A 10,930-nucleotide genomic window follows, 5' to 3' on the forward strand; every position below is an offset into this window, starting at 1 on the left:
ATCAATGAACAACTAAGATTCGTTTATTTTTTTAACACCTTGGCAGTTCGACTCCTCTCAGTGTTACCGTTTTGTGAGCGATTGAGTTACACACTTGCTTAACTTGGAGTCGGTGACATGCCTTGGTATTCAGTGCTTCGTACAGAAGCTCAAGATTTCTCTGTTTGCTTCCCGGGTCCCCAATTTAAATCAATCTCAAAGAGACTGATTTTCGCGTCTGCCCTGTTTCTGTTGATGGGCAATACTAGTTATGCCCAATATCCAGCAACACCTGACTCCGCTGTTGGTCTATCGCCTCTAGCTGTCTATCAAGTTGGCGACGTCGACAACGTCAATCCGGTTAATGGGAACCTTTTCTTAAATGTTCCACTTTTGAGCTACCCGCAACGAGGTCATTCTCTTAAGCTCGACTTTAGGATCTTCTACAACGAAAAGTCTTGGTTTATCTATCCCACTTCTTCTACGGCATATTCTCCTAGCGGCTCAAGGCAGGCAGGAATTTGGAGTTGGTATGCGCTAAGCGGGCCACAAACTAATAACATCGGCGTGTACGTGGCTCGAGATCAGCACCTCGACTTCGGCACAGATGTATATCAGTCGGCGACGAGCGGTGGCGGATCGTCATACAACGCTTATACAGTTACCACCGATCTTTATGGCTTCTACGTGCGAGGCTCGGACGGCGCCAAGCACTACTACGGAGACAGTCAATATCAAACCTGTACAAACCAGGGGAGTGGAAGCTGCCCCGAGGGCTATAGTGCATACGGGAGTTCTTATCCTAGTACAGACGCGACCGGCTATTCGCCCCAGAACTTCCACGACGCGTTGGGATCTACTTCTGTCACGGACGCCGCTGGCGTCAACTATGCTCTATCTTCTTCAAACTATGAGACTGTTTCTGATCCTGCGGGAAACGCGATCACGCAGAATGCTTCTGGATGGCAGGACACGCTCGGGAGAATGATCCCTGGAAGTTACGGATCGCCAGGAACAAGTGACAATGCAGATGCAGGAACCTATCTGGCAACGACGACAGACCCCGTTCCTGGAATTCCTGTCAGTCCAGGCCAGACGACTTGCCCGTCTGGGACTGTGTCTGCGCGAGAGTGGACCGTTCCATCCGTTGGCAGCGGGGCAACGCAACCCTACTATCTTTGCTACAAGCAGTTTTCCTTTCAGACAGCATTCGACCTACCGGGCTCATATGGTCCTTGGTTGGCAGTCAATGAAGCAAGCTCGAGCAATCAGGGAAATCAACCGGCTACGCTGCTTAGCAACATCATGCTACCGAACGGAACCTTCTATGGGTTCACTTACGACTCGTACTTGTCTCTAACGAACTTGACGCTGCCCACGGGCGCAACGATCGCGTATACCTGGCAGAATGTGAGCTTATTGTGGTCAGTAACGAGCCCGATCACTCGAGTGATTAAAACTCGCACCATTACTCCCGGGAATGGTCAACCGGTTCAGACGTGGAACTATCAATGGATAGTGGGGTCGCCAACCTGGAGTATCGTTACCGATCCTGGTGGGAACGACGTCGAATATCAAATCGGCGGCAATGATGACGCAGGGAACTCGGTAGGCAATAGCATCACTCGCCAGATGGCCTATACGGGGTGTGGCCCCCATGATACTTCATCGGGACGCACTTGCACTGCAGGTTCAACTCTCCTGAAGACAACCAGCTATGTCCTTAACGAGGTCTTCAGTGGAGGAGCAGATCCTGGCACTCCGTCTTCATCCGGCGTGTCTTATCAACCAACAACGACTACCGTGACCTGGCCGATCGGAGGAAATACCGCTGTTGCGAAGTCTGTCACGACCCTCAGCCCCAACTATGGAACTTGTTCTTTCTGGTCTGGATTTGGCGAAGTCGGGTATGCTCCTGCTCAGAACTCAACGAATAACTGCTACACGTTTCATCAGACGCAAAGCGTTACGCAATATGACTATGGCTCCGGCTCCGCCGGAGCGCTTCTGCAGACGGCCACGACGAACTACAAATGGGAGCAGGTGCCCTCTTATCTCACTGCGAATATGCTCACTTTGCCGAGCAGTGTCGTTATCACAGGAGGAGGAATCACAGGGGAGACCGACTATGGATACGACGAGAGCGGAAGTCCCCAGGGAGTCTACGGAAATCAAACCAGCGTCACCAGGGTAAATAATCTGGGCCCCTCGCCGAAGACTCAAACTTTTTATAACACACAGGGTATGCCAACGAGTACGGAGGATGCGAACGGGAATACTACTTCTCTTGCTTACGACGGTACAGGCGTATTTCTAACGCAGGTGACTTATCCCTCGACGAACGGCATACAGCACGTTGAGAAGTACGTGTTCGATGCTAATACCGGTCTGATGTTGTCGCATACTGATCAGAACTCCCAGCAGACGACGTACTCTTATTCCACTCAATCGGGTGTAGCCGATCCACTGAATCGTCTCATGCGAGTTACGTATCCAGCGACAAGTGATGGAAGTACGGGCGGCAGTGGCTCCGGATACAAACAATATTCATACAGTGACACTGTCGGGTCGCTCTCCGTGACCGAACAGGATTTGCAACACACATCCGGGATTGCAGAGACGCATCTCACAACCTTCGATGGGCTTGGGAGAACTTTGAATAGTCAATTGACTTCCGACCCATCCGGGGCAGTCACAGTGGCTACGAATTACGATGCGCTTGGACGCGTATATTCCGTTTCAAACCCATATCGCGGCACGAGTGCAGGGATAACCTATTTTGCATACGATGCCTTGGGGCGTAAGACTCTCGGAACTGAGCCTGACTCAAATACGCAGCACTGGTCGTATTCCGGAAACGAAATCATTTTTACCAACGAGACTGGACAATCGTGGCAACGTTATTCGGACGCTCTAGGGCGATTGAAGAGCGTAACGGAGCCGAATGGCGCCGCAACGACCTACGGCTACAACGGCCTTAACGATCTGACCGGAGTGACGCAGTCTGGTCTGTCCGGCGAGACGGCCCGCAATCGTAGCTTTGGTTACAACTCTCTGTCTCAACTCATTACTGCCTCAAACCCCGAGACAGGAACCGTTTGTTATGGACTGTGGAACGGAAGCACGTGCATCAACGGTTACGATGCGAATGGAAACCTCGTCGCGAAAACTGACGCACGCGGCATCACGGTCAACTATGGATATGATGCCCTCAACCGAATGACGACAAAGGTAGCGTCGGACGGCTCGTTCTACTACCAGTACATGTATGACCTGTCGTCCCAAACCAATTCGATAGGCAGGCTGGCGTACGAATCAAATGATGTGAACGCCTCTGGGGCCTACAACTACGATGCCATGGGGCGTGTGACGAGCCGGAGTTACTGCGTACCATCGAATTGCTCCCTTACTATTCAGGCTCAGGCGACCTATGATCTTGCGGGAAATATGACCTCACAGACCTATCCGGATGGGAGAACGATCTCGCAATCAAATGATGGTTCTGGACGAATATCCTCCATCACCTATACGGGCTGGAATGGCAATGGCCACTCCACGCCGTATCTGAGCGTTGCTGCGAGCGGAGGGTACGATCCTGCGGGTCATCTGATAAATGCGACGATGGGAGATGGCCTCGGGATATCGGCCGGATATGACTCGCGAGAAAGAGTCCAATCGCTTCTCTACGGAACATCAACCAATCTGCTTTGGGGTAAAGGCTATCAGTGGTACCCCAACAGCAACCTCCAGTCCTATACGGATGCTTATACCGGGATTAGTCGACAGTTTACGTATGACAATCTGAATCGGCTCCAGAGTGCGCAGGATATTGTTGGACCATTCTCTGGGTCATGGTCAGTTCCGTCGGGGAGCAGTTCTATAGGAAGCTCCAGTGGAGCGACTCCCTCCGGGACAAATGGAAGCTCCGGTGGCGTACCTCCCTCCTGGACAGATCCCGACGATTCGAATCTGCTACAGAATCCAGATGTGCCTGGTTCCTTTGGATGGTCAGAAAACGCAATTACATTTCAGACTGGTATAACTGCGCCGGATGGGACTTCGTCCGCATATAACATAGTGGCCGCGACAGGAACATCGACTGACGGGTGGGTTGGGGATGGAACGTCAGCGGGAAGCTATAGCGGAGAGACCATGACCGCGTCGGTATGGCTGCGTTCCCCCAACGGACCTCACACGGTCAATCTCTATCTGGTCGAGTTCGGTAGTTCCGGCAACCCGGAGACTGCCGCTTCTAAGGCCGTACCCGTGACCACTGCTTGGCAACAATTTTCGTTGAGCGGACGGGTGGCACAAGACCTTGGAACTCTTTATCTGCAAATTGGTGGCTCCGGTTCGGTGTCTAATGGACAAGCCATCTCAATCTGGAATCCAATGATGGAAGACTCTGGCGTCTCGGGAACGACGATCACGAATTTCATGCCTTACTCCCAACGGTTTACGGCGTCGGAGTGGCTGCGCAACACTCCAGGAGTTTCTATTGTTGATAACTCTGCGGTCGCTCCGGCTCCGGATGGCACTAATACGGCTTCGTTGGTAACGGCCAGCGCTGGATCTTCCGAGAGTTATTTTGTGGGCGGTATTGTGAATCCTGCGCCCTACGCCGGCCTACCGGTCACGGCCTCGATCTGGCTTCGTTGCGTTAGCGGGACACAGAACATCTCGCTGGCTCTCCTCTCTGGAACGTCCCCGGTGGCGAACAGTATCGTTTCCCTGACAACAACGTGGCAGCGCTTCGCGATAACAGGACAGACTACCCTCAATCAGCTCTCGTTCTATGTAGGCGGAAACGTTACCTTTGTCAGTGGTGAGGCCATCCTTGCTTGGGGGGCTCAGATAGAACTGGCCTCGAACGCGGGTCCTTATGTTGCGACTGGAGGAAGTCAAGTAAGCGCCGGAACGAGTTTGACCAATGTCCTCCCCTACTCGCAGCTATCCAATGGCCCCAGTTGGAATATAACGGGAGCGCAGGTAACTCTCGCCGCAGTGATCGCCCCCGATGGTTCTGGAACAGGGACGCAGGTGACGGCTCAAGCCAATCAGAGCGACGCGTATATCCTCAACAACGTGCCGAATCCTGCACTCTATGATGGAGCCACGGTGACCGGGTCTGTCTTTTTGCGGGTCGCCAGCGGAACCCAGACTGTTAGCATCGGCTTCGGTGCCGACGCCCCAGGCCGTATCTATGTTGGGCTAGAGACGGTAACGTTAAATACGAGTTGGCAACGATTCGCAATATCCGGCCAACTTCCCAACGGACTCAATCGTCTCTTTCTTCAAGTTGGAGGAGGGGGTACTTTTAGTACTGGTCAGTCTTTCGATATTTGGGGAACGCAGGTGGAGGTCTCTCCAAATGCCGGACCTTATGTCATGACGAGTGCTCTCCCAGTCATCTCGGGCCAAGAACTGACTAACATATTGCCGAGTTCACAACAGCTGAATGGTCCGGGTTGGCAAACGCAGTTTGGTACGGTTGCGGTCAACGCTGCGACTGCTCCCGATGGATCCACGACAGCAGGCATATTCACTGCGGATTCCACTGCGACAGACAGCTATATCTCAGATTTTGTCGCGAATCCATCGCTCTATGACAACCAAACCGTTACTGCATCCGTGTATCTGCGGGTTGCAAGTGGCACCTTGAACACGACGCTGTTTCTCAACAATGTGGGAGACGCTGGCTGGCAAATTCAACAGTCAGCTCCGGTCACTCTAACCACTACCTGGCAGAGATTTTCCGTGACTGCTACGAATCAGAACGGTCTCACTCTGTTCTATCTGCAGATTGGGGGAGCAGACTCCATCCATTCGGGCCAGAGCTTCCAGATCTGGGGAGCGCAGATGGCGGTGGGAGACTCGCCTGCGCCCTATACGCCGACCATCAACGGGACAACAAACGTGGCCAACGGAGCATCCGCAACTCTCCTGCAAAATGGCCTTAATCAGACCTACAGCTACGATTCTTTCGGCAACATTCAACAGAACGGAAGCTTCAACGACAGCTACACCGCACAAAATCAGATGTTCGGGTACGCATACGACGCGGCTGGCAACCTGCTGTCGAACGGTCTCACTACCATGAGCTGGGATGCAGAGAGTAAGCTGATCTCGACTGGTGGAGCAACTTATATATATGATCCAGAGGGCAACCGCGTCGAAAAGCAGGGCGTCGGCGTCACCGACACGATCTTCTTCGGCGGGCGTCCTATCGCCCGGCTCAGTGCAGGCACTTGGACGGACTTGATCTACGGCCCGAATGGAATGTTTGCTGAAGTTGCAGGCACCGAGACTGCCCTCCCCAACTATCGGCTCCTCGATCATCTCGGAAATCAAGTCGGGACAGTAGGCAGCACCATATTGCTTACCAACCCCCTCGACTACACGCCCTTTGGCCAGGTCTTTGCAGGATCAACCAACGACCCCTACATGTTCACCGGCAAAGAAAGGGATAGCGAATCGGGACTGGATTACTTCGGGGCGAGGTACTACGCAAGTTCAATGGGACGATTCATGTCGCCTGACTGGGCTGCAAAGGTTACGCCTGTACCCTACGCCGTATTGCCCGATCCGCAATCTCTGAATCTGTACAGCTATGTCCGCAACAATCCCCTCAGCAGAGCTGATTCGGACGGACACTGTGATGCCCCATCAAATTTGAAGGCAGGTCAGGTAGGTGTTTGCGTAGCTTCGTACATTAGCAGCAGCCGTTTCGGACCTCTCGGAATAGGCAATGGCGATAATCGCGGCACAAACGGGAATGGTGGAAGTTCCCGCATCCAGACCACGTTCACGATTGATCCCACTACGGGCAGCACGGACAAGCCCAAGGATGGCGATGTAGTTGCAAAGAGTGGCATTTTGGGCCAGAGCGGAGGCTTGCAAGGGTCCGGCTCTAGTCAGATAAGCCCCACTGCGACAACTGACGCGAACGGAAACATGCACGTCAGCGTCGACCAGAGCGCTAAGAGTGCGTACGACGTGGGTGGTGCGCTGGGAGACATTAGCAACCATATCAACCTCACAGTGACTCCTGGAGGTCAAGTAGGGGTCGACGCAGGAAGCACCGCTCGACAATACCCCGCGCTGGAAATCTATCGATACACCACGGATGGGACGACAGTCACAACAACTCTCGTTCACAACTATCAGGAAACAACTCCGTCAGCCCTTAAACAACCGGAAAAGCCACTCACACCGCAGGCTCCCCAATGAAAAATACAAATCGCATCATTTTCGTCGTCACTGGAGCAATTTCTGGCGCTCTTCTCGTCGCGTTGTCGCGTGCCTTGCCTGTGCTTCTTGTGGCAGGCGTGGGTCCTATTTTCATATGTTGTGCCCTTGGGACTGCGTGGGCGCTTGGAATGAGAGTCTCTGGGTGGCGAGCCTTACTTGCGGCGCTCTTGAGCGTTCCAGCCTATCTTGCAGCCTTGGGCACGTTTGCGGTGACGGCGAGCTATGCTCAATCTCATGGGTTGCCTGCGTCTAGCCTTCTCTCAGACATGAAGCCTGATGTTCTGCTCGGGTTAATTGCTGCGGTGTTAGTAGCAAGTCTCTTGCTAGAAGTTTTGGCTTTCCTACTCTCGAAACATTGGAGCAACCTGGCCGCTTTCGGCTTATTGGCCGGTGGAATGGTTGCTGTCGTCTGTTCGTACGCAGTGCACGCTGCATACGTCCGCATTGCTGGGCATCCAGAAGGCCTGATGCAAATCCTTACACTCTTCGGGCCGCTGTTCATCATAGGGGGAGCCGTAACATCTGGCGTCATAGGTGAGCAAATGCAGAAATTCTCGAATCGTAGCGTTGCGGCAGCAGGGTGACGTATCACTACGATGCACCTGACTTCACATACGACTGCGCTCCACGTTGTGTGCAATCGTGCGCTTTAAAACCATCCCGTTATACCGGCAAAGAAAGAGACAACGAATCCGGACTCGACTACTTCGGGGCCAGATACTACTCGTCCAACCAGGGCCGATGGATGAGCCCGGACTGGGCTGACAAACCCGAGGCCGTGCCGTACTCAGACCTGATGAACCCACAGAGCTTAAATCTCTACGGATATGTGCTGAACAATCCGTTGAGCAAAGCGGACCCGGATGGACACTGCCCAGAGTGCATAACTGCCGAGGGCTTTTTCGGTGCAGAAGCAGGATCTATATTAGGCCCAGTTGGAGCCGTAGTGGGCGCTGGAGTAGCTATCCTCGTAGGAACTCATCCAGATGCTGTAGCAGACATCCTTTCCAACGCAAGACCACCATCTTATGTTCCAGGTGGAAGCCTGACCAACGAAGATGGCAGTTCAATATTTTCGATGTCTTCCAAAGGTGCAAATGCACCAGCAGCTCCCGCTAGTCCTTCAGGGCAAACTAGCAGCCCAAGTGGCCCGGAAGGAGGCGAGCAAGGTGGGAACAAGAGAACCAATATCGTCCAGCCTGATGGGAGCGCACAAGGCGACCACTCGGTAGCGAAACGAGATGCCAACGGAAAAGTGACCGGCTATACTACGTTTGATAAGAACGGTAATGAGAAGGCTGTCTTTAGGCCAGACGGAAAGACGCATGGCGGAGTCTCTCCACCACTGGTAAAGGAGCCTGCTCAAGGAAAGGGGCCGGGTTCTCCAGCTAACAGAGCAAGACCCGCGCGGCCAGAGGAGATTCCACAATGATTCAAACATTCGAAAGGGATCAGGATTTAGTCCGTCACCTAAAGGAGTATCACAATGACGCTGATACCCGGCTTTTTAGTGTTCTTGACTTCGCTTCAGCCTTCGGGAGCCCTTTATATGCGTTGGTCTACAGCAAGCTATTCTGGCCCGATTTCATAGAGCTAAAGGGCATGATCTTCCACGAATCCATCATGGAGTCCGAAGAGGATCGTTTTCGAGTCGAAAAAGCTCTTCTGGCGGGGCAGACCCGAAGAGAGATCGAACGCTCGTTCAATAGCTTTGAGATACCGTCGAGTTTTTTTTCGTCGAATCGCGGATCAACGACACTTGCAGAAGATGTCCTTCTGGCAAATCGACTAGGACACATGTGGAGACTGCGGCTCTTGGAAGTCTTTCCTGAGCGAACCTTCACTGTGGATGTTGAATGCCCCGTGGATGAACAGCCGACTATCATCGTGTCGCAGTGCAACCTGTAGCGAGTCTTGAAGGCTTCGCCCTCTTCACGCTGCTTCGCCTTGAAATAAGGACACACCACTACGATACAGCCCAAGTTCACTTACGACTGCACTCCACACTTTGTGCATTCGTGTGTGTTTTGGGCATCTCGTTATACCGGCAAAGAAAGAGACACCGAATCAGGGCTCGACTACTTCGGCGCTCGCTACTATGCGTCTACGATGGGCCGGTGGATGTCACCAGACTGGTCTGACAAACCGGAAGCCGTGCCGTACTCCAGCCTCGACAATCCTCAATCTCTAAACCTGTATGGGTACGTGCTCAACAATCCCCTCAGCAAGGCTGACCCAGATGGCCATGCGGGTTGCCCGCCAGATTGCGGTGATCCGACAGCGCCAACAAACGTCTCAGCCCCTACACCGTCATTGTTCAGTAGGTTTGTGGATGCCAATGTGTCCTTTCTCCACTCTGCTGCGGTCTTGTATTCAGACCTAATGAACCCTACGAAAAATTGCCCTCAATGTAGCATGCAGATGGTTCCGTTGGGAATGCCAGAGGAGGCTCCAGGTATCCTGCAGAACGCAGCGCAGGGGAGGGCCTTCCAGGAAGCTGTTGCAGCCCAAACGGCAGTCACGGATACGAATGTTGTGCAGAACGTAACAATAAAGACTGAGAGCGGAGTTAAGACTGTGATGGATGTCGTTAGTAAAGACGCTTCTGGAAAGGTAGCTCTTACGGAAGCGAAGTCCTCAGCGACGGCTAGGCTCACTCCCAACCAAGCGGCAGCACATCCAGAGATCGCTCAGACTGGTGGAACTGTGGTGGAGCAAGGTAAACCAGGTTTCCCCGGAGGCACGAAGATCCCTCCTACCGAAGTCAAGGTTGTGAGACCAAATCAACCACAATGAGCAGATGGAGAGGCATAGCGCATGTCTGTTGATCAATTCGATACTGTAGATGTGGCGAGCGTAAACGAAGCTGGCGAGATGGTCCTAACGATCAGTGACCATCTCGATTGGTCGGATACGATCGAACATCAGAGCACGCTCCAGAAGAAATTTAATGCCTACCTCGCTTTCGTCGAGGGAGGAGAAATGCTTCAGAAGTACCCCGATGCAAAGGCGCGACCAGTGGTTTTAAGTGTGGTTTTTAAGTTCAGGCCAGATCAGGAAGGTCTTCTATTTCTTACCCGAGCACGACAAGTTATCGAATCGGCTGGGTTCAGTTTGCGCCATGAAGTATTTGCCGAATCGTATGACAACTAAAGCAGATCAAAACCAAATCTTGGGCGAGAGTGATCCCTTCTCGGATCGTCAGCAATGTGTTTACGATGCCCACATGGTGTCATGATTTTAAGCAGACATACCTACGATGCAGTTCCGCGTTATGTGTTTGAGCAGTGTTTTTCAACACACTTCAATTTTACCGGCAAAGAACGCGATACAGAATCAGGGCTAGATTACTTCGGAGCCAGATACTACGCCTCCAACATGGGCCGCTTCATGAGTCCTGACTGGGCCGACAAACCCGAAGCCGTGCCGTACTCTACACTCGATAATCCGCAATCGCTAAACCTTTATGGTTACGTTCTGAACAATCCACTCTCCCGCGCAGATGCAGATGGACATTCTTGGGACGACATAAAGCATAGGGTTGACCTGCCCCCAAAACCCGCACGTTTGTGAATACGAATTTATCCCGTCGCCGGAGCAGAACTGACCTGCTCCCTTGGATCCGCACCTACGCAAGTATGATTTCGGATTCAGGGAGGAGAGCAGTATGAGCAAGAGCAAGCACAGCGAAGCGCAGATT

Annotated in this window: 7 protein-coding genes and 1 pseudogene; all 8 read left to right on the top strand. The window is 52.8% G+C overall.

What is annotated here, in order from left to right:
• Positions 1-552: 552 nt before the first annotated feature.
• The 8 genes and pseudogenes from GSQ94_RS07135 to GSQ94_RS07165 all read left to right on the top strand — a co-directional run bounded on the left by GSQ94_RS07135 (position 553) and on the right by GSQ94_RS07165 (position 10,803).
• Positions 553-7,209, top strand: a complete 6,657-nt coding sequence (locus tag GSQ94_RS07135) for an RHS repeat-associated core domain-containing protein (RefSeq protein ID WP_158942887.1) — start codon at positions 553-555, stop codon at positions 7,207-7,209.
• Positions 7,206-7,814, top strand: a complete 609-nt coding sequence (locus tag GSQ94_RS07140) for a hypothetical protein (protein ID WP_158942888.1) — start codon at positions 7,206-7,208, stop codon at positions 7,812-7,814. Before GSQ94_RS07135 ends, GSQ94_RS07140 begins: the two co-directional genes overlap by 4 nt.
• Before the next feature lie 50 nt (positions 7,815-7,864).
• The gene (locus GSQ94_RS07145) at positions 7,865-8,662 is read left to right on the top strand and encodes an RHS repeat-associated core domain-containing protein (protein ID WP_305794716.1); all 798 of its coding nucleotides are present in this window, start codon (positions 7,865-7,867) and stop codon (positions 8,660-8,662) included.
• On the top strand, positions 8,659-9,138 hold the full coding sequence (locus GSQ94_RS07150; RefSeq protein WP_158942890.1) for a hypothetical protein: 480 nt from the start codon (positions 8,659-8,661) through the stop codon (positions 9,136-9,138). The genes GSQ94_RS07145 and GSQ94_RS07150 overlap by 4 nt, the downstream gene beginning before the upstream one ends.
• A gap of 114 nt (positions 9,139-9,252) precedes the next feature.
• A pseudogene (locus tag GSQ94_RS21320) lies at positions 9,253-9,465 on the top strand (RHS repeat-associated core domain-containing protein); the annotation flags it as partial.
• Positions 9,466-9,666: 201 nt separating this feature from the next.
• Positions 9,667-10,026, top strand: a complete 360-nt coding sequence (locus GSQ94_RS21325; RefSeq protein ID WP_254063766.1) for a hypothetical protein — start codon at positions 9,667-9,669, stop codon at positions 10,024-10,026.
• Positions 10,027-10,047: 21 nt separating this feature from the next.
• The gene (locus GSQ94_RS07160; protein WP_158942891.1) at positions 10,048-10,383 is read left to right on the top strand and encodes a DUF6572 domain-containing protein; all 336 of its coding nucleotides are present in this window, start codon (positions 10,048-10,050) and stop codon (positions 10,381-10,383) included.
• Between the two features lie 81 nt (positions 10,384-10,464).
• Positions 10,465-10,803 carry an RHS repeat-associated core domain-containing protein gene (locus GSQ94_RS07165; RefSeq protein ID WP_254063708.1) on the top strand — a complete coding sequence of 113 codons (339 nt, stop codon included), beginning with the start codon at positions 10,465-10,467 and terminating at the stop codon, positions 10,801-10,803.
• Positions 10,804-10,930: the final 127 nt, after the last annotated feature.

It is taken from the genome of Granulicella sp. S190 (assembly GCF_009766095.1).
Classification (GTDB): Bacteria; Acidobacteriota; Terriglobia; order Terriglobales; family Acidobacteriaceae; genus Edaphobacter.